This is a genomic window from Bartonella senegalensis OS02 (assembly GCF_000312545.1).
Taxonomy (GTDB): domain Bacteria; phylum Pseudomonadota; class Alphaproteobacteria; order Rhizobiales; family Rhizobiaceae; genus Bartonella; species Bartonella senegalensis.
The window spans coordinates 649,775-668,539 of the sequence record NZ_HE997540.1; the positions used below are offsets into that span (position 1 = coordinate 649,775).

General features: G+C 38.7%; 16 protein-coding genes. 7 read left to right on the top strand and 9 right to left on the bottom strand.

Going from position 1 to position 18,765, the window contains the following annotated elements:
• Nucleotides 1–33: 33 nt before the first annotated feature.
• Nucleotides 34–774 (bottom strand): endonuclease III, encoded by a 741-nt coding sequence (gene nth, locus BN200_RS02565; protein WP_019220863.1) that lies wholly within the window; start codon nucleotides 772–774, stop codon nucleotides 34–36.
• A gap of 108 nt (nucleotides 775–882) precedes the next feature.
• Between nth and BN200_RS02570 the strand changes: the two genes are divergently transcribed.
• The 3 genes from BN200_RS02570 (at nucleotide 883) to BN200_RS09355 (ending at nucleotide 2,456) form a co-directional block, all read left to right on the top strand.
• Nucleotides 883–1,311 (top strand): Hsp20 family protein, encoded by a 429-nt coding sequence (locus tag BN200_RS02570; protein WP_019220864.1) that lies wholly within the window; start codon nucleotides 883–885, stop codon nucleotides 1,309–1,311.
• Between the two features lie 19 nt (nucleotides 1,312–1,330).
• A complete protein-coding gene (locus BN200_RS02575; protein ID WP_019220865.1) occupies nucleotides 1,331–1,582 on the top strand; it encodes a BQ00720 family protein in 252 nt (83 codons plus the stop codon).
• 700 nt (nucleotides 1,583–2,282) lie between these two features.
• Nucleotides 2,283–2,456 (top strand): hypothetical protein, encoded by a 174-nt coding sequence (locus tag BN200_RS09355; protein WP_195886763.1) that lies wholly within the window; start codon nucleotides 2,283–2,285, stop codon nucleotides 2,454–2,456.
• Nucleotides 2,457–2,498: 42 nt separating this feature from the next.
• On the opposite strand, the gene BN200_RS02580 is transcribed toward BN200_RS09355, so the two are convergent.
• Together BN200_RS02580 and BN200_RS02585 are read right to left on the bottom strand one after the other, a co-directional pair.
• On the bottom strand, nucleotides 2,499–3,086 hold the full coding sequence (locus tag BN200_RS02580; protein WP_019220867.1) for a transglycosylase SLT domain-containing protein: 588 nt from the start codon (nucleotides 3,084–3,086) through the stop codon (nucleotides 2,499–2,501).
• Nucleotides 3,087–3,190: 104 nt separating this feature from the next.
• Nucleotides 3,191–4,375 (bottom strand): DNA recombination protein RmuC, encoded by a 1,185-nt coding sequence (locus BN200_RS02585; RefSeq protein ID WP_019220868.1) that lies wholly within the window; start codon nucleotides 4,373–4,375, stop codon nucleotides 3,191–3,193.
• Between the two features lie 91 nt (nucleotides 4,376–4,466).
• On the opposite strand from BN200_RS02585, the gene def reads away from it, so the two are divergent.
• The 3 genes from def to truA are packed head-to-tail and all read left to right on the top strand — an operon-like array spanning nucleotide 4,467 to nucleotide 6,674.
• Entirely contained in the window at nucleotides 4,467–4,994 is a 528-nt protein-coding gene (gene def, locus BN200_RS02590; RefSeq protein WP_034988659.1) for a peptide deformylase, read from the top strand.
• The gene (fmt, locus tag BN200_RS02595; RefSeq protein WP_019220870.1) at nucleotides 4,994–5,929 is read left to right on the top strand and encodes a methionyl-tRNA formyltransferase; all 936 of its coding nucleotides are present in this window, start codon (nucleotides 4,994–4,996) and stop codon (nucleotides 5,927–5,929) included. Before def ends, fmt begins: the two co-directional genes overlap by 1 nt.
• A 1-nt stretch (nucleotide 5,930) precedes the next feature.
• Entirely contained in the window at nucleotides 5,931–6,674 is a 744-nt protein-coding gene (gene truA, locus BN200_RS02600) for a tRNA pseudouridine(38-40) synthase TruA (protein WP_019220871.1), read from the top strand.
• A gap of 33 nt (nucleotides 6,675–6,707) precedes the next feature.
• Here the strand turns inward: truA and BN200_RS02605 are convergent, their stop codons facing one another.
• Nucleotides 6,708–7,571, bottom strand: coding sequence for an LOG family protein (locus BN200_RS02605; protein ID WP_019220872.1), 864 nt, complete (start codon nucleotides 7,569–7,571; stop codon nucleotides 6,708–6,710).
• A gap of 108 nt (nucleotides 7,572–7,679) precedes the next feature.
• Here BN200_RS02605 and dapD point away from each other — a divergent pair, with 108 nt between their 5' ends.
• Nucleotides 7,680–8,528 (top strand): 2,3,4,5-tetrahydropyridine-2,6-dicarboxylate N-succinyltransferase, encoded by an 849-nt coding sequence (gene dapD / locus BN200_RS02610; protein WP_019220873.1) that lies wholly within the window; start codon nucleotides 7,680–7,682, stop codon nucleotides 8,526–8,528.
• 75 nt (nucleotides 8,529–8,603) lie between these two features.
• On the opposite strand, the gene lepA is transcribed toward dapD, so the two are convergent.
• The 5 genes from lepA to dnaK all read right to left on the bottom strand — a co-directional run bounded on the left by lepA (nucleotide 8,604) and on the right by dnaK (nucleotide 18,354).
• Nucleotides 8,604–10,409, bottom strand: coding sequence for a translation elongation factor 4 (gene lepA / locus BN200_RS02615; protein ID WP_019220874.1), 1,806 nt, complete (start codon nucleotides 10,407–10,409; stop codon nucleotides 8,604–8,606).
• 522 nt (nucleotides 10,410–10,931) lie between these two features.
• The gene (locus tag BN200_RS02620) at nucleotides 10,932–11,846 is read right to left on the bottom strand and encodes a DMT family transporter (protein ID WP_019220875.1); all 915 of its coding nucleotides are present in this window, start codon (nucleotides 11,844–11,846) and stop codon (nucleotides 10,932–10,934) included.
• 34 nt (nucleotides 11,847–11,880) lie between these two features.
• Nucleotides 11,881–12,786 carry an acetylglutamate kinase gene (argB, locus tag BN200_RS02625; RefSeq protein ID WP_019220876.1) on the bottom strand — a complete coding sequence of 302 codons (906 nt, stop codon included), beginning with the start codon at nucleotides 12,784–12,786 and terminating at the stop codon, nucleotides 11,881–11,883.
• A gap of 2,377 nt (nucleotides 12,787–15,163) precedes the next feature.
• Nucleotides 15,164–16,309 carry a molecular chaperone DnaJ gene (gene dnaJ, locus BN200_RS02630; protein ID WP_019220879.1) on the bottom strand — a complete coding sequence of 382 codons (1,146 nt, stop codon included), beginning with the start codon at nucleotides 16,307–16,309 and terminating at the stop codon, nucleotides 15,164–15,166.
• Nucleotides 16,310–16,467: 158 nt separating this feature from the next.
• On the bottom strand, nucleotides 16,468–18,354 hold the full coding sequence (dnaK, locus tag BN200_RS02635; protein WP_019220880.1) for a molecular chaperone DnaK: 1,887 nt from the start codon (nucleotides 18,352–18,354) through the stop codon (nucleotides 16,468–16,470).
• Nucleotides 18,355–18,765: the final 411 nt, after the last annotated feature.

Here is an 18,765-nt window from a genome sequence, read left to right on the forward strand (position 1 = left end):
ATAAGACAGTATCAACAAAATAGCAAGTCCATATCAAAAAAAAATCGGAGCTCCATTGCCTTGAACTTCAACCAAAGGTGCCGGAATCGCATTTGTTTTGCTTGCTGCTTTACAGAGATCAGCAATGATGCAACGCGTACATTGTGCTTTACGCGCTTGACAAATATAACGCCCATGTAAAACAAGCCAATGATGCGCATAACGAAGATAATGAACCGGTATAATCTTTAGCCACTTTTCTTCGACAATCTCTGGTGTTTTGCCTGGCGCTAAACCAAGACGATTCCCAAGACGCAAAATATGCGTGTCTACTGCTAGTGTAGGCCAACCAAAAGCAATATTCAAAACAACATTAGCCGTTTTACGCCCCACACCAGGAAGCGCCATAAGCGCCTCACGATTATCGGGTACTTGACCACCATAGTGATCAATTAAAAACTTGCAAAGCGCGTAAATATTGCGTGCTTTTGCACGCCAAAGACCAACTGTACGAATATGACGTGCTATTTCTTCTTCTCCTAACGCAACCATTTTTTCCGGTTGATCGGCAAGGTGAAATAATTCTTTTGTCGCTTTGTTAACACTTGCATCCGTCGCTTGTGCTGAGAGAACAACTGCAACCAAAAGAGTAAAAACATTCGTATAGATAAGATCACTTTTAGGAATCGGACGTTGCACAGAAAAACGGCGAAATATTTCTTCAATTTCGTCTTCGCTATACAATATTCCACTAACTTTTCTTTCCTTTAACAATTTTATTGTTTTTTGAGCCATTTAACTCTCTTATCTTTTCTCTTGAAGTTACCACTTACACTTGCCATATGAGAAGGATGCAACAAACGCTTTATTTAGAGTATAGCAGCTTTAAAGAGGACATTCACAATGACACATGTGACGCCTTTCTCCAATCCTTTTCTCTTAGGATTTGAAACAATAGAAAAAACATTGCGACGTATTGGTAAAGCTGATGAAGCTTATCCAGCTTATAACATTGAGCGTTTACACAAAAATGATGATGCAAGCCATATACGCATAACTTTGGCTGTTGCCGGTTTTAAAGTCAATAATCTCAATATCGTCCTCGACGACAATCAATTGATTATTCACGGTAAACAAACAGACAATCATAACCACCAATATTTATATCGTGGTATAGCTGCCCGTCAATTCCAACGAACCTTTGTTCTTGCAGAGGGAATGCACGTTACAAATGCCGAGTTGAAAAATGGTCTTTTATCAATTAACTTATACCAACCAAAAGCAAAAAAACAAACGAAGCAAATTCCAATCAAAGTGAGTAATAAGAGTTAAGGCGTAAAGGAATAATGAAATGGGAGAACATAAACAAAACTTGTCATTGCAAGATATAACCCATTCTGATACAGGGCAGATTGCTTATTTAAAAAAGGTTTGTACAGATGATCTGGCTAAAAACTTTCCAGATCTTCCACCAATGACTCCAGGTATTACAGTATGGGCTCTGTTTGGCGAAACAGGTTATCCAATTATTTTATCCGATGAGCGCTCTATCGCTCTTGCAGGAGCCAATGAGCATGAGCTGCAAATTGTAACCCTCCACTAGGTTACTTTACGAGAAATATTGGGTGTTTTTATAAACTCTGCCGATCTTGCATGAAAAAGTATGATTACGAGTCTTCTTTGGAATAAATTGGAAATAAATCACTCCAATTTCAGGAATTTCGTAATTGTTTTCATCAAGAAGCATGATTGCTTTTAATTTCACATTACTCTTTAGATTATCAATCTTTCTTTTTGAATATTGATATTTTGGTCTTTGTTTCTTTTTGTACTCTGCTGTTTGGCTTTTATAATTTTATAAAAAGAGCGAAAAACAAAGATTTTCTGATTGGTGGTCTTTCATGTATTTTATGAGCAAGCCTTTATAGTGAACTTTTTACCTTGTGATATCATCTCTTTGTTTTAACAAAGGTTTTGATAAAAAAATCCTCCCCGTCGTATTCTTAAAATGCATTGAAAGAATTGCTTGTCATATGGAGAGGTAATTCATAGAATGATTATACAAATCATTGATTTATAATGATAATTTACCGTTTTGCATGTTGAATGAGAGACCCCAATATTGTAAGATTTTCTCATCTCAAACCTCTTTATGGTGAATCCCCCCCAAAATCATTCGCTTGCACGTCACAAGCGGGGTTGGCGTGTAGATAAAAAATTTAAAGATAAGAAGTAAAAAATACCTCTCATGAACCGTCTCAATGCAATGGCTTCTACAATATTGGAAACTGATAAATAGTATAATGGCGCCGACTTGCACCTTCACAAGCGTAAGTGGTGCACAGTGGCATTACCGTTATACTACCTACCTTCACGGACATCGTCGTAAAATGGGCTTGAGAGCATTAGGAGCTTTCTCTTTAAAACGACAGCTGCTCATTCAGGTTGTGAGAAATTCTGTACTTATGTCAATTTGAAAACCAATTGAATTCCTGTTTCAGGTATTTTTATAATCTTCCTTAACGCCGTCCACATGCCTTTAATTGCTGATCATAGTGTCTAGACATCATTGCCATACGCTGTGCTGCCTGTGCAAGTGCACCAGGCACAACCCCTTGACTATGCGCATAAGCACCATGACCCATATGATAATTTAAGTAAAGGCTATAGGCATCATCAAACCGCACACCATTGCGTTGAACACTCTGGCGATGGTACCAAGCAACAAAATCAGCGGCATCTGCAAAATTAGTACGCCATGCAAAAGATCTTCCCGTAGAGCGAAGATACATTGCCCATGTACTGTCAAGCGCTTGAGAATAACCATACGCTGTCGACGGACGCTTCCATGGAATAAAACCAAATAATTTTGTACGTGCAGGACGTGCATTATGGCGAAAATTCGATTCCATCTTAATGGTTGCAAGAATAATAGGCATAGGAATGCCATAGCGTATTTCTGCTCTTTTAGAAGCTTTTCCCCAATTATCAAAAAAACCATCTTTTTGTGCTAAAACGGCGCAAGCATTGTTTGTATAAATCGGGGTGGTTGTTGCACACCCCCCTAGCAGAAACACCAATGCCCCCAAAAACAAAAGGTGTCGCATCTTCTCCCTTTCTCTCCTTAGGAAATAAAACATATAGATACTAAAAAATTATTACCAATCCATAAAGGATAGGAGACATACTTGTGATGTCTGAGAGCCTTGTTTTATTCTTCATCAACCAAACGCAATGTTTGCGATTGAGCAGATGTTTTCATCTCCATTGGCTCAGAGTTCTTGTCTTTTAATTGAAAAGTTTCAATACGGTTCGCTCGTTTCATAATTTTGGAGGATGAGATTAAAATCCCTTCTATATCCTCCCCCGCTTTGTAAAAATGCTTCTGTAACGCGCGAACACGGGTATCCATTCGTCCAAAATCTTCCATTAATTTTGCTACTTCTGACTGAATCAAATGCGCTTGTTCACGCATTCGTGCATCTTTCATAATAGTTTGTACAACCTGAACAGAGAGCATCAACAAAGATGGAGAGACAATGATCACATGTGCTCGATTAGCTTTTTGTACCAACGGTTCAAAATCCTCATAGATTGTGGCAAAAATCGATTCCGATGGCACAAAAAGAAAAGCTGTGTCGTGTGTTTCTCCAGGAATCAAATATTTTTGTGCAATATCACGAATATGAACTTCCATGTCGATACGAAATTGGCGTTCTGCCTCTTGACGTTCTTGTGCTGATGCTGCTTTACGCATAGCATTCCACGCCTCTAGAGGAAATTTAGCATCAATAACAAGAGAAGGTGCCTTATTTGGCATATGAATAAGACAATCTGGACGCTTTCCATTAGAGAGAACAGCTTGAAAAACATAAGCATTCGCTGGTAAGGCATCGGCAATAATTGCTTCCATCCGTCCTTGACCAAAAGTGCCACGCGTCTGCTTATTGCTTAAAATTGCCTGCAATTGAACAACCTGTCCCGTAAGTGATTGAATATTGTTTTGTGCTGCATCAATGACCGCTAAACGCTCTTGTAAACGATTCAAATTTTCATAAGTCGATTTTGTCTGCACCTGAAGAGTTTGGCCCAAATTGGCTGTCATCCCATTGAGTTGCTCACTGAGTGATTTATTCAATTCAGCCTGTCTTTGACCAAAAATTTCTGCCATCGTCTGCATCCGTCCTTGCATTTCAGCCTGTGTTTTCAGCAATGTGGCCATCTGCATTTGTACTTCACGAGAACGCTCAGCAGTTTCACTTTCCCAAAGTGCCTTTTTCCGATGAGAATGTATCAGCACAAAAGATACCACGCAAATGAGTATTAGTAAAAGCAGAGCACTTAGTTTAACAAAAGGCTCATCAGCGAGTATAAGAGAAAAAAACGAATCGAACATGAGAAATAATATAACGCTCCTATTGTAAAAAAGCGTAAGAATCTATCATACAATATTGACCGATAACAAACCATTGATTAATCTGTACCTCATGCCAATAAAACCTTTAGTTATTTTACCTGATCCGATTTTACGGGAAATATCCAAACCTGTCGAGCATATTGATTCAGCTGTTCAAAAGCTTGCTGATGATATGTTGGAAACCATGTATCATGCTCAAGGCATTGGCCTTGCCGCTATTCAGATCGGCATACCAATGCGCATGTTGGTCATAGATGTCTCGCGAGATGAACAGAAAAATCCTCTTGTTATTATCAACCCTGAAATCTTATGGTTTTCAGATGAGCGTAATATTTGCAAAGAGGGCTGTCTTTCTATTCCGGAGTATTTTGCAGAAGTCGAACGTCCTAAACGTCTGTGTGTTCGCTATCAAAATCGTGAAGGGAAACAAACAGAAATTGAGGCAGATGATCTTCTTGCTACTTGCTTACAACACGAAATTGATCATTTAAATGGTCGCCTTTTTATTGATCATCTTTCGAAGATCAAACGCGATATGGTGATACGAAAATTTAAAAAACGTGCAAAAGAAAAAAATACACAGGATGCAGTGTTGTAATGGCATTAAGATTAAGTTTTATGGGAACACCGAGTTTTTCTGTTCCTATTTTACAGGCTTTGTTAGATGCGGAACATGATATCGTAGCTGTTTACACTCAACCGCCTCGCCCAGCAGGACGTCGGGGTCTTAAATTGATCCCATCACCTGTGCAAAATGCAGCAGAAGAAAAATCTATTCCCGTATTCACCCCTCAAACACTCAAAACAACCGAACAGCAAGAACAATTTGCAGCACTTGATGTTGATGCTTCTATTATTGTTGCCTATGGACTTCTCTTACCGAAAACCATTCTTGAAACACCGCGTTTTGGTTGTTTTAATGCCCATGCTTCACTCTTACCACGTTGGCGTGGTGCTGCACCTATTCAGCGTGCCATTATGGCTGGTGATAAGGAAACGGGAATGATGATTATGAAAATGAATGAAGGACTTGATACGGGACCTATCGCTCTCTCTCGCTCCATCCCCATTACTGAGAACATGACAACCGGTGAACTTGCAAACAAGCTTTCACATATTGGTGCAGAACTTATGATAGAAGCTCTATCAGCTCTTGAAAAAGGACAGCTTAAACTTACCCCACAATCAGAAGAAGGCATCACCTATGCCGCCAAAATCAACAAGGAAGAAACCCGCATTGATTGGACAATGCCCGCAGAACATATTCATAGATATATCCGTGCTCTTTCTCCCTCTCCTGGTTGCTGGTGTAACATGAATATCGCCGGCCAAGAAGAACGTGTAAAAATTCTTGGAAGTCGCTTAACGAAACGTCCTTCTCTTGAAATTGGTCGTATAGAAAAAGAACCAGATTCTTTGATTATCCATTGTGGACAAGGGTGTCTTGAAGTTACCCATCTGCAAAGATCTGGCGGTAAAATTCTCGAATGTGCAATATTTTTGCAAGGTGCTCATATTTCTGCTGTTTTTTGATATGCCACGTTTTAAACTCACCCTTGAATATGATGGCTCAAATTATGCTGGATGGCAGCGCCAAGCACAACTTCCTACGATACAAAGTGCTGTGGAACAGGCACTCTTTCATTTTAGTGGACAAAAATTGACCATTACGACAGCCGGTAGAACGGATGCTGGTGTACACGCGACCGGACAAGTTGCACATGTTGATTTTGAAAAAAATTGGCATACGCATACTGTACGTGATGCGCTTAATGCGCATTTGCAAAAACAGGGAGAAAATATCGCAATCTTACATGCACAAAATGTTCCTGATAGTTTTGATGCACGATTTTCTGCAATCAAACGCCATTATCTTTTTAAAATTCTCAATCGCCGCTCTCCACCAGCGCTAAATGCTAAACGCGTGTGGTGGATACCAAAACCCCTTAATGCGCAAGTCATGCATGAAGCTGCCCAAAAACTTGTAGGAAAACACGATTTTACCACTTTCCGTTCAGCACATTGCCAAGCAAAAAGCCCTATTCGCACCCTTGAACGTCTCGATGTTCAAAGAGAAGGAGAAGAGATCTTCCTCTATGCACAGGCACGCTCTTTTCTCCATCATCAAATCCGTTCATTTGCAGGAAGCCTCATGGAGGTTGGTATTGGACGCTGGACAGTACAAGATCTTGAAGCCGCTCTTCATGCCAAAGATCGCACACGCTGTGGGATGGTCGCACCACCTTCAGGACTTTATCTGACCAAAGTGGAATATTAACGACCTTTTTAAAGGTGACGTCCCTTAAAACGATTAAGAAAGCTTATAAAAATCACGAATTACTTCAAAAGCTTCTGCTGCTGTATCAACGAATTTCACCAAATCAACATCGGAGGGAGAAATTGTACCTTGCGCTGATAAATAATCCAAATTGATTACATTGTCCCAAAATTCTTTGCCAAAGAGTAAAATTGGAACCCGTTTCATCCGTCCTGTTTGTATGAGAGTTAATGTTTCAAACAACTCATCTAGAGTACCAAATCCTCCAGGGAAAATAGCCAATGCCTTCGCCCGCATGAGAAAATGCATTTTGCGCATCCCTAAATAATGAAAATTAAAACATAAATGCGGAGTTACATAAGAATTAGGCTCTTGCTCATGCGGTAAAACAACATTCAAACCAACCGTTGGTGCACCAACATCAACAGCACCGCGATTCCCTGCTTCCATTATTCCTGGTCCTCCCCCTGTGACAACCACAAATTCACGATATTCTGTCGTAGCAGAATAGGATGAGCATAAACGCGCAAATTCCCTTGCTTCATGGTAATAATGTGACATAGCATGCAGATTCTTTTTTTGTGTTTGATTTTTTGCTGCCCATGCTTCTTTTCCAGGTTCTGGAATACGTGCACCACCAAATAAAACAACTGTTGATCGGATATCACATTCTTGAAGCATTATTTCTGGCTTTAAAAACTCAAGACCAATACGTTGTGAACGGAGTTCTGGACGCATCATAAATTCTTGATCAATATAAGCTAAACAATAAGTAGGAGAGCGCACTTGTGCTGAATCAGAAACTTTTTTTATCTGTTGTAGAGCATCCTTCGTATGGAGAAGTGGTGTCCAATGTTTTTGTTCTTCTTCTGTTTTTTCTTTATAACCTTTTTTCATACAACCATCCTGCTTGCTTATCGTTTTATTGACTGAACACATTTCTTCGCGTAGGTCATTAAAGTAATAAATCTTGAAGCTTTCAACTTGTTTAACGGAACTCTGGTCATGACTGATCTCACACAACTTGAAATGATTATTGAAAAAGCATTTGACGAGCGTAATTCTATCAATACCACCACAAAGGGTGAAATTCGTGAGAGTATCGAACATGCATTACACCTTCTTGATAAAGGAGAACTGCGTGTTGCACAACGTCAAGAAAATGGACAATGGCATGTTCATCAATGGTTGAAAAAAGCCGTGCTTCTCTCTTTTCGGCTCAATCCTATGCAAATTATTGCCGGTGGAGTCAATGGAACATATTGGTGGGATAAAGTTCCTTCAAAATTTTCTCATTGGCAAGAAGCGGATTTTCAAAAAGCGGATTTTCGTTCAGTTCCTGGAGCGATTGTGCGTCATTCTGCCTATATTGCACCCAATGTTATCTTGATGCCATCCTTTGTCAACCTTGGGGCTTTTGTTGATGAAGGAACAATGGTCGATACATGGACCACCGTTGGTTCTTGTGCACAGATTGGCAAACATGTTCATCTTTCTGGCGGTGTTGGTATTGGAGGTGTTTTAGAACCACTGCAAGCAAACCCAACGATTATTGAAGACCATTGTTTTATCGGTGCCCGATCTGAAGTTGTTGAAGGCTGTATTATTCGTGAAGGTGCTGTTTTAGGAATGGGAGTCTTTATTGGAAAATCCACAAAGATTATTGATCGTGCAACAGGTGAAATTTTTATAGGTGAAGTTCCTCCCTATTCTGTTGTTGTTCCAGGTTCTCTTCCCGGAAAACCACTTCCAAACGGTGAAATCGGTCCAAATCTTTATTGTGCTGTTATAGTAAAACGCGTTGATCAAAAAACACGAGAAAAAACATCCATTAATGATCTTTTACGTGATTAAAGCGCACTCTTTAAAGGTCTTTGCTTATCAACAAAATACAAAGCAATCAATAAGGGAGAATACTCCCTTATTTCATTATTTACTCATTTTGAGTGCTTGAATAAAAGCCGATTGAGGAATTTCTACTTTTCCGAATTGGCGCATTCGCTTTTTGCCCTCTTTTTGCTTTTCTAAAAGCTTGCGCTTACGCGTGACATCACCCCCGTAACATTTAGCCGTGACATCTTTGCGTAAAGCACGAATGGTTTCGCGTGCAATGATCTTACCACCAATCGCTGCTTGAATTGGTATCTGAAACATATGCTGAGGAATAAGGTCCTTCAATTTCTCACACATGGAACGCCCACGCTTCTCCGCAATAGTGCGGTGTACAAGCATCGATAACGCATCTATAGATTCTCCATTCACCAGAATAGACATTTTTACTAAATCACCCTCCATATAATCCTTCATCTGATAATCGAAGGACGCATACCCCTTTGAGATTGATTTTAAACGATCATAAAAATCAAAAACCACTTCATTCAGCGGCAAATCATATGTCACCATGGCACGCGTCCCGACATAAGACAAACTCACCTGTACCCCACGCCGTTCTTGGCAAAGCTCTAAAACTGATCCAAGATAGTTATCAGGAGTCATTATTGTCGCCCGAATCCATGGTTCTTCAATGGAGGAAATTTTAACAATATCAGGCATATCCGATGGATTATGAAGCTCTTTGACAGAACCATCATGCATATTCATGCGATAAACAACCGAAGGTGCTGTCGCAATTAAATCCAAATTAAACTCGCGCTCTAACCTTTCTTGAATAATTTCAAGATGAAGAAGTCCTAAAAAGCCACAACGAAAGCCAAACCCCAAAGCTGCTGAAGTTTCCATTTCAAAAGAAAAACTGGCATCATTTAAGCGCAATTTCCCCATGGCTGCACGTAAATCATCAAAATCAGCAGCATCAATGGGAAAAAGTCCACAAAAAACAACCGGTTGCGCTGGCTTAAAACCAGGTAATGTCTCTTCACAAGGACGGCGTTCTTCCGTAATGGTATCACCAACCCGCGTATCAGCAACTTCTTTGATAGAGGCCGTTATAAAACCAATCTCTCCAGGCCCTAATTCATCAACCTGAACCATCTTCGGCGTAAAGACACCAACGCGTTCAACTGGATATTTTGCTCCAGTCCCCATCATGCGAATGGTCTGGCCTTTTTTCAATACACCATCAATGACCCGTACCAAAACGATGACACCAAGATATGCATCATACCAACTATCAACCAACATCACCTTTAAGGGCTTGTTAACAGCGCCAGTATGCGGAGATGGTAATTGTGTAACAATTGCTTCTAAAACATCAGGAACACCCAAACCTGTTTTTGCAGATATCTCCACAGCTTCAGAGGTATCGATACCAATTACATCTTCAATTTGTTCTTTAACACGCTCAGGTTCTGCTGCTGGAAGATCAACCTTATTAAGAACAACAACCAATTCATGAGAATTATCAATAGCTTGATAAACATTCGCTAATGTCTGTGCTTCTACACCTTGGCTTGCATCTACCACCAATAGCGAACCTTCACACGCTGCGAGTGACCGCGAAACCTCATAAGCAAAATCCACATGACCAGGCGTATCAATAAGATTTAAAATATAGGTTTCACCACTCTTCGCTTTATAGTGTAAACGTACTGTTTGTGCCTTAATCGTAATCCCACGTTCGCGCTCAATATCCATGGAATCAAGCACTTGCTCTTTCATCTCACGTGTCTCAAGCCCTCCTGTCATTTGAATCAAACGATCAGCTAACGTCGACTTTCCATGATCGATATGCGCCACAATGGAAAAATTACGGATATAATTACGATCTACTGTCATAGAGGCGATTTAGCAAAGAATAGCACAAAACGCAAAGACCAATTGTGCTCCTTTGAAAACCTTTCAAAAGAATATAAACGAAAAAAGCTCCTCAAAACACAACGCTTCATACCCTAAAAATAAAGATTTTTTTACTAAACTGAATCAAATCAATTGAACGAGTACCCAAATATTCTTAATTTTTTCATATCCGCTGATCTTATCACCCATATCAGCATTATGAACATATAGTATCAGAAATGCTTATAGAGCATACACTTTCGATAAAATTTGTAAAAAATGTTTCTTTCTCTTTGGATACAATAACCCACTTTTTCATCAGTCTTACAAAATAAAAAATCTCATATCAGAGCAGTTGACCTTCGCGACTCTTCATACTTTAGAAACATGCTCTCCTGTACAATATCTTTTAAAAAAGTGCATTATTTGTGAAGAAATTCCACTCTAAAAAGATCCCTTTTCTTCTTGCCTTAAAAGTGAAAAAACATCAGGAAATAAAATCATAACAAGAGAGAGGCAAAGTTAATCACTTTTTTCAATCATTTCCTCTTTTTTTCGCCACTGTGAAGGTTGTAATTCAGCCACAATGATCCCAATCAGAATAAGTGCTCCCCCCAACAAAGCTAAAGGAGATAAATGCTCACCTGCTAAACGCCCCACAATGCCCGCCCACACAGGTTCGCCCGCGTAAATCAGTGTTGCACGCGTAGGCGAAATAGATTTTTGTGCCCAATTCATTGCTAATTGAATGATAGCACTCATCAATGCTAATCCTATACCAATATTCAGCCATACCCATGAAAATGGAGGTATGCTCTCCCCCATCAGAGGCATACAAAAAAATGAAAAAAGACCACTAAAAAATAACTGTATAATCGTTACACGCCGGCTATCAACCTTGTTGGCAAAAACTCCAATGAGTATAACTTCTCCCGCAATTGCTACAGCGCCTAACAAAGTTAGAATTTCACCTTTTGAAAAATCAAAACTTCCAGACTTTTTTCCAGAAATAAGGATAAGCCCAATAAAAGCGAAAATAATACCGATCCAACAAGCTAGACGAGGTGGCTTTTTAAAAACAATCCATTGCAATATTGGAACCATAGGAACATAAAGCGCCGTGATAAAAGCCGACTGACTACTCATAATCGTTTGTAGTCCCGTTGCTTGCAAAGCGTAACCCAAAAACATTCCTAAAGCGATAGCCATCCCAGCAAATATTTCATAAATGGTTATACCTTTCAGAGAACGCCAAAAAATTGCCCCACAAATAAGTGATGCAACCATAAAACGAAATCCAACAAAAAAGAGAGGACCGCTATAGCGTACCGCGATGTGAATCACTAAAAATGTAATACCCCATAACATTGTCGCAGCAAATAATGCCAATTCTGGATTGCTTAATAAAGGACGTTTCAACTGTTTTATATTCTTCATGAAAGGCTTTATCCTCCAATTGATCTCGTACGTCTTACGAAACGATCAGCGTTCCCGCTCCCTGTTCAGTAAACAGTTCTAGTAAGACAGAATGGGGAGTTTTACCATTTAAAATGACAACGCCTTCCACCCCATTTTGAAGAGCCTTCATACAAGTTTCTACTTTCGGAATCATACCATCTGAAATTGTTCCATTTTTGATGAGGCTTTCAGCTTCAGAAATTGTTAATTCCTTTAAAAGTTTACCCTTTTTATCCAAAACACCAGGAACATCAGTCAAGAATAACAGGCGTTTGGCCTCTAATGCACCAGCAATGGCACCAGCAAAAATATCAGCATTAATATTATAGGTTTTGCCATCGCGACCTGGAGCTACGGGAGCGAGAACCGGAATCATTTCAGAACATGCCAAAAGATCTAGCAATGTGCGATCAACCTCTACAGGTTCACCAACAAATCCCAAATCTAAAACACGTTCAATATGCGAATCAGGATCAATCACAGTTTTATAAGCTTTTTCGGCAAAAACCATATTGCCATCCTTGCCACATAACCCTATTGCCCATTCACCTTCCGCATTGATAAGCGCGACTATTTCTTTGTTTATGGAACCGGCTAAAACCATTTCAACGACTTCCACGATCCGTTCATCGGTTACGCGTAAACCGTTTTCAAACCGCGATTCAATCCCCATTTTCATTAAAATTTCAGCAATTTGAGGACCTCCACCATGAACCACAACAGGATTAATACCTGATTGCTTCAAGAGAGCAATATCACGTGCAAACGCTTGCCCCAAAGCAGGATCACCCATAGCATGACCGCCATATTTTACAACAACCGTTTCATTTTCATATTTTTGCATATAAGGCAAAGCAGACGACAAAAATGCTGCTTGTTTTTCAAAAATATCGGCAGCACCATTTTCAACATTATCCATTAAAAGCGTCTCCTGATTACTTCTTCTATTAGTGGAACTTAGGAAAAGTGAAAAAAGTTTACTCTCTCTATTCCCCCGAAAATCATCGATTGTTCTTTAAATTACCACCCAAAGTCATAACATGATGAAATAAAAGCATCTTTCTTTAAAAGAATTGACATCAAAAAATTAAAAAAACAGACGTGCACAACATCATTGTTTTATGACCTTATGTCTAAGACTTGAAATTATAATTTAGAAGATTTCTTAAGTTATGCCTATATATTCAAATTCATTCAAATTACCAAGTTTATCCTATCGTAGGATCTTTAACAATGAATATATAAAACTATTAATTTCATAGAAGAAAACAAAATTTTTTATCATGGTAAATCTCATTGCCATATCGTCAATGGAAGAAAAACTAAGTCGCGACGATTCCTCACTTAAACTCCATTTTGAACTAAAAATTCACCTTCTTCTTACTAAAAGAAATTAGAAAATATCCTTTAAATAATCACCATCATACATGCTATAAAAACAATAATTGTTTGATTTATAATGATAATATATCTTCTTACAATTTAGATAAGAGCACCCAATTGTAAGATTGTCTTATTTTAAATCCTCTTATAATGAATCAAAAAGAAACTTTTTATTGATAGTTCATAAAAAGGACTGGCGTATGGAAAAACCTGATTTAGAAAAAAGTAAATAGGGCTCTTATGAATCATCTTTATATGCCGCAAGCAGTCGTAAAATTGGGAGCAGATAAATACATGAAAGTGTCTGCTTGTATCTTCATAAGGGTAAAGATGATATAGTGCCCTGTAGATTCTACGCTTATGCTATTTACAGGTGCTGTCGTGAAATGGACGAGGTTAAAATTTAATTAAACTGTTTCTTTAAAGTAAATTTGTGTATGAAATATCTTAACGTCATGCTGTTTATGCATTGAGGAACATGAATTTCTATTAAAAAACGTAAGAAAAAAAACAGAATACTGTTATTTTGCCCATTTACGCACTTATTTTAAAAAGGCATCCGTTAACGCACAAAAACCCCTTCACCCTCATGAGGTCATTCGTGAAGGATAAATAAAAAATCCATTGTGCATCACCAACTTTATGCTTATTAAGCAGCAAACCAGCATCATTATTCTCTTTGTCAGCATTGCGACACCTGTTTTATTAAGACAATTCATGAAAGACATTTTTTTCTTTAAGTGTTTTTATCCACACATCAATCCCACTTATAACAGGCACGAGAATGATTTTGAGTGATTCATTCTAAAAGGATTTGAAATGAGAGAATCCTACGATATTCGGAGCTCTTATTGAAGTTAAAAAATGATAATTATCTTTATAAACCAATTTATTATATACAGCATGCGCTTTCTGGAAAAACAGCGTTATAAAGCATACAGAACGTTGGATATCAATTAGAAAGAGGTCCTTACTTTTTATAAAACACGACGTAAAACAACAAAATCACATCAAAAAAATATAAAAAATCCTATCGTTTACCATCCGAAATAAATGTTTTTTACAACACAATATATAAGAATATAAGAGAAGATCCCATCGTAAAACCACTTTGACAAATAAAAATATTCAATAGGAAAATTGTTATTTCTGTTATCTTAGAGCAACATACATCTGTTCATTTGTAGAGATCTCCACTTTCTCAAGAAATAAAAATGAGGATATCATTTAACCCCCTGAAGCGATGAAACATTGGGGTCATTCACGTCCTTTTACATAAACAACTTACATAAACAGCATTGACTGCAACCAATCAAACAAGAAACAGCTGTAATCACGTAAATTCCATTCTCAAAAAACCACTTGAATAGATGATAATATCTTACGCACATTCCTATGAAAAATATCTCTGTAACTCATCTCTAGAGATAACATTCTGAAAATATTCTAAAATATTTCACTAAAATGCTACGATACATGCAAACTTTGTTTATTCTAACCCCTTAAGCCTTGTTCGCGATCAAGCCACTTTACATTTTGCATTTAAACAATTAAACAATGGTTTGATTACAAACCTTAAAAAAGATAGGTTTTTTTAGAAAAAAATCACAAAAAACTCATACACCTAGAGTATCTTGAACAGTGACATTACAGAGAGAGATTGCCAGTATAGCCTATTGTCCATGAGTACGCTTTTGTTCAAATCTGATAGCACTCGAAACAAAATTTGCCCCAAAAGCTCTAAAAAGAAATATGAAAACTCCCTCACAATAGGTTATTTTAAAATAACTTGTAGAAACTCTTCTCTTTTCAAGCAAAAGGAATGCTACCCCTTCCAAGATTATGATGCATATAAAAAATTGAGTGCAAATAATCTTTCAAAAATGCTCTTGCTCCACACATTTGATAGGTATTCATTGATTTTGACCGGAAATATTTTCAAAAAACTCCTTCATGCGCGAAAAAAAACCATGCGATTGTGGTGAATTTTCGTGATTTGAAAGTTTCTCAAATTTTTGCAACAATTCACGTTGCTCTTGCGTCAATTTCTGCGGTGTTTCAATCGTGATATGAATATAAAGATCACCCCTCCCTTGCTGGCGACGTAACATGGGCATTCCTTTGCCTTTCAGGCGGAATTGACGTCCATTTTGTGTCCCTTCTGGAACTTTAACACGTGCTTTGATACCATCAAGATCGGAAACTTCAAATTCTCCTCCTAAAGCAGCTGTCACCATTGAAATAGGAACGCGACAATGAAGATCTGCCCCCTCTCGCTGAAAAAATTCATGCGGTTTAACAGAAAGGAAAATATAAAGATCACCGCTAGGACCACCACGAATACCAGCATCTCCCTCACCAGAAAGACGAATACGCGTCCCATCTTCTATACCGGCTGGAATGTTTACACTCAATGAACGGTTCTTCTCTACCCGTCTTGTTCCTTGGCATTTTGGACATGGATCCTTAATAGTTTCACCACGTCCATGACATGCAGGACATGTTCTCTCAATGGAAAAGAAACCTTGTGCAGCACGTATACGACCAGCCCCATGACAAGTGCCACAAACTTGTGGTTTAGAGCCCTTTTTCGCACCTGATCCTTCACAAGAATCGCACACAACAGAGCTAGGAATGTTAATTTGTGCGGTTTTTCCTGAAAATGCCTCTTCTAAGGTCACTTCCATATTATAACTTAAATCTGCGCCACGCTCACGACCATCACCGCGCTTACGGTGCCCACCTCCCATAATATCGCCAAAAAAATCTTCAAAAATATCAGCAAATCCACCGGCAGAAAAACCACTAAAGGGATTTCCTCCCCCGTGGTTATTATTTTCAAAAGCCGCATGGCCAAACCGGTCGTAAGCAGCTCGCTTTTGAGGATCTTTGAGAACTTCATAAGCTTCACCAATTTCTTTGAATTTCCGTTCTGCCTCTTTGTCCCCCGCATTGCGATCAGGATGATATTGCATCGCCAGCTTGCGAAAAGCAGACTTTAGCTTTTTATCATCACATTCGCGAGTCACGCCAAGAATTTCATAATAGTCGACCTTCATCATGTATTCCTGATAAGTTTTTATCATCCATTTTCATGGATAAAATTTGCTTTCAATTTATCTTTTTAGCCATAAAGTTGCAACTCATCTCAAATAATAAAGCCCATCCCTCTATTTCAAAGGCTGGGTTTATTACTTGATCAACACAGTTTTTACATTTATTTCTTCTTGTCATTAATTTCTTCAAAATCAGCATCAACAACATCATCATTCTTTGTTTCTGTGTTCGCTGTTGCTGCTTGTGAAGCTTCATACATAGCCTGTCCGAGCTTCATACTGACTTCTGCCAATTTCTGCATTTTCGCTTTTACCTCTTCAGTATCAGTGCCCTCAAGCGCAGATTTCAAATCTGATATTGCAGTCTCAATCTGTCCTTTCTCTTCAGCAGATACTTTATCACCATATTCCGTAAGCGACTTTTCTGTTGAATGAATAAGAGCTTCTGCTTGGTTTCTGGCTTCAACACCTTCACGACGCTTTTTGTCTTCAGCCGCATGCTCTTCTGCATCCTTTACCATTTTTTCAATGTCAGCATCACTGAGACCACCTGATGCCTGAATACGAATTTGATGTTCTTTACCAGTCCCTTTATCTTTGGCTGAAACATTGACAATACCATTTGCATCAATATCAAAAGTAACCTCGATCTGAGGCACACCACGTGGTGCTGGTGGAATACCAACAAGATCAAATTGCCCCAATAACTTGTTATCATTAGCCATTTCGCGTTCACCTTGGAAAACACGAATAGTCACAGCATTTTGATTATCATCAGCAGTTGAAAAAACTTGTGATTTTTTAGTGGGAATAGTGGTATTGCGTTCAATAAGACGTGTAAAAACCCCGCCCAAAGTTTCAATACCTAAGGATAAAGGCGTGACATCCAAGAGCAACACATCTTTCACATCGCCCTGTAAGACACCGCCTTGAATAGCAGCACCCATCGCCACAACTTCATCGGGATTAACGCCTTTGTGTGGATCTTTGCCAAAGAAGCTCTGCACAACTTCTTGAATCTTTGGCATACGTGTCATACCGCCCACTAAAACAACTTCGTCAATCTCACCAGCTTTTAGTCCTGCATCTTTCAATGCTGCTTTACAAGGCTCGATAGTACGCTTGACTAAATCATCAACGAGAGATTCAAATTTTGCCCGAGTCAACTTCATCGTTAAGTGCTTAGGACCAGATTGATCAGCTGTGATAAAGGGTAAATTGATTTCTGTTTGCTGTGAAGAAGAAAGTTCAATCTTTGCTTTTTCTGCTGCTTCTTTTAAACGCTGCAACGCTAGTTTATCATTTTTCAGATCAATCCCTTGTTCTTTTTTGAATTCATCTGCAAAATAACCGACCAAGCGCATGTCAAAGTCTTCACCACCTAAAAACGTATCTCCATTCGTTGATTTAACTTCAAAAACGCCATCTCCAATTTCAAGTACAGAAATATCAAATGTACCACCACCAAGGTCATAAACAGCAATCGTTTTTCCGTCTTTTTTATCCAAACCATAGGCTAAAGCTGCAGCTGTAGGTTCATTGATAATCCGCAAAACCTCAAGGCCCGCAATTTTGCCAGCATCTTTGGTAGCCTGACGTTGTGCATCATTAAAATAAGCAGGAACAGTAATAACTGCTTGTTCAACCTTTTCACCAAGATAAGACTCTGCAGTTTCTTTCATCTTTTGCAAAATCATAGCTGAAATTTGCGAAGGAGAATATTTCTTACCTGCTTCTTCAACCCATGCATCACCATTGTCACCTTTAACGATTTTATAAGGCACAAGAGCTTTATCTTTTTCAACCATAGGGTCATCAAAACGGCGCCCAATCAAACGTTTAACTGCAAAAATCGTCCCTTCGGGATTCGTAACCGCTTGCCGTTTAGCAGGTTGCCCAACAAGTCGCTCCCCTCCATCAGTAAAGGCAACAACAGAAGGTGTCGTCCGCGCTCCTTCTGAATTTTCAATAACCTTTGCGTTTTTGCCATCCATAACAGCAACACAAGAGTTAGTCGTTCCCAAATCAATACCTATTACTTTTGCCATATTATAATCTCCATTCAGCAAGCTACCTCAAACCTTCATTAAGCATCTTTCCAAGACAGCTCCTACTAAACTCAAAGTCTGAACTAACTTTAAGTTACACAAATGATAAATTGCAAGCCTAACACGTCTTGCTGCTTCGTATATAAGAATAGGCTCTGATCGCTACAAGAGAATAATGAGAGAAACATTCCCAAAATAAAATTTTTCTTTATAAAAGAAGCATTTTTCTTACACGCCAACATTGTGTTTACTGGATACTCGCGCAACAATATATGCCCCTGTAATTCTCACAAACATATCAGTCTAAAAAAGATAATGTATGAATAGCCACTTTTTTCTCTCATCGCCATACGGCATATTCAGATGAAAAATTTTTTAAAATATTGCGCAAACACAACAGACTCATGCCAA

What these genes read in the sequence shown, in the direction of transcription:
- BN200_RS02585 (WP_019220868.1), bottom strand. Translation starts at nt 4,375, where the DNA reads ATGTTCGATTCGTTTTTTTCTCTTATACTCGCTGATGAGCCTTTTGTT.
- BN200_RS02570 (WP_019220864.1), top strand. Translation starts at nt 883, where the DNA reads ATGACACATGTGACGCCTTTCTCCAATCCTTTTCTCTTAGGATTTGAA.
- dnaJ (WP_019220879.1), bottom strand. Translation starts at nt 16,309, where the DNA reads ATGAAGGTCGACTATTATGAAATTCTTGGCGTGACTCGCGAATGTGAT.
- BN200_RS02605 (WP_019220872.1), bottom strand. Translation starts at nt 7,571, where the DNA reads ATGAAAAAAGGTTATAAAGAAAAAACAGAAGAAGAACAAAAACATTGG.
- nth (WP_019220863.1), bottom strand. Translation starts at nt 774, where the DNA reads ATGGCTCAAAAAACAATAAAATTGTTAAAGGAAAGAAAAGTTAGTGGA.
- BN200_RS02620 (WP_019220875.1), bottom strand. Translation starts at nt 11,846, where the DNA reads ATGAAGAATATAAAACAGTTGAAACGTCCTTTATTAAGCAATCCAGAA.
- dnaK (WP_019220880.1), bottom strand. Translation starts at nt 18,354, where the DNA reads ATGGCAAAAGTAATAGGTATTGATTTGGGAACGACTAACTCTTGTGTT.
- BN200_RS02575 (WP_019220865.1), top strand. Translation starts at nt 1,331, where the DNA reads ATGGGAGAACATAAACAAAACTTGTCATTGCAAGATATAACCCATTCT.
- argB (WP_019220876.1), bottom strand. Translation starts at nt 12,786, where the DNA reads ATGGATAATGTTGAAAATGGTGCTGCCGATATTTTTGAAAAACAAGCA.
- BN200_RS09355 (WP_195886763.1), top strand. Translation starts at nt 2,283, where the DNA reads ATGGCGCCGACTTGCACCTTCACAAGCGTAAGTGGTGCACAGTGGCAT.
- dapD (WP_019220873.1), top strand. Translation starts at nt 7,680, where the DNA reads ATGACTGATCTCACACAACTTGAAATGATTATTGAAAAAGCATTTGAC.
- def (WP_034988659.1), top strand. Translation starts at nt 4,467, where the DNA reads ATGCCAATAAAACCTTTAGTTATTTTACCTGATCCGATTTTACGGGAA.
- BN200_RS02580 (WP_019220867.1), bottom strand. Translation starts at nt 3,086, where the DNA reads ATGCGACACCTTTTGTTTTTGGGGGCATTGGTGTTTCTGCTAGGGGGG.
- truA (WP_019220871.1), top strand. Translation starts at nt 5,931, where the DNA reads ATGCCACGTTTTAAACTCACCCTTGAATATGATGGCTCAAATTATGCT.
- lepA (WP_019220874.1), bottom strand. Translation starts at nt 10,409, where the DNA reads ATGACAGTAGATCGTAATTATATCCGTAATTTTTCCATTGTGGCGCAT.
- fmt (WP_019220870.1), top strand. Translation starts at nt 4,994, where the DNA reads ATGGCATTAAGATTAAGTTTTATGGGAACACCGAGTTTTTCTGTTCCT.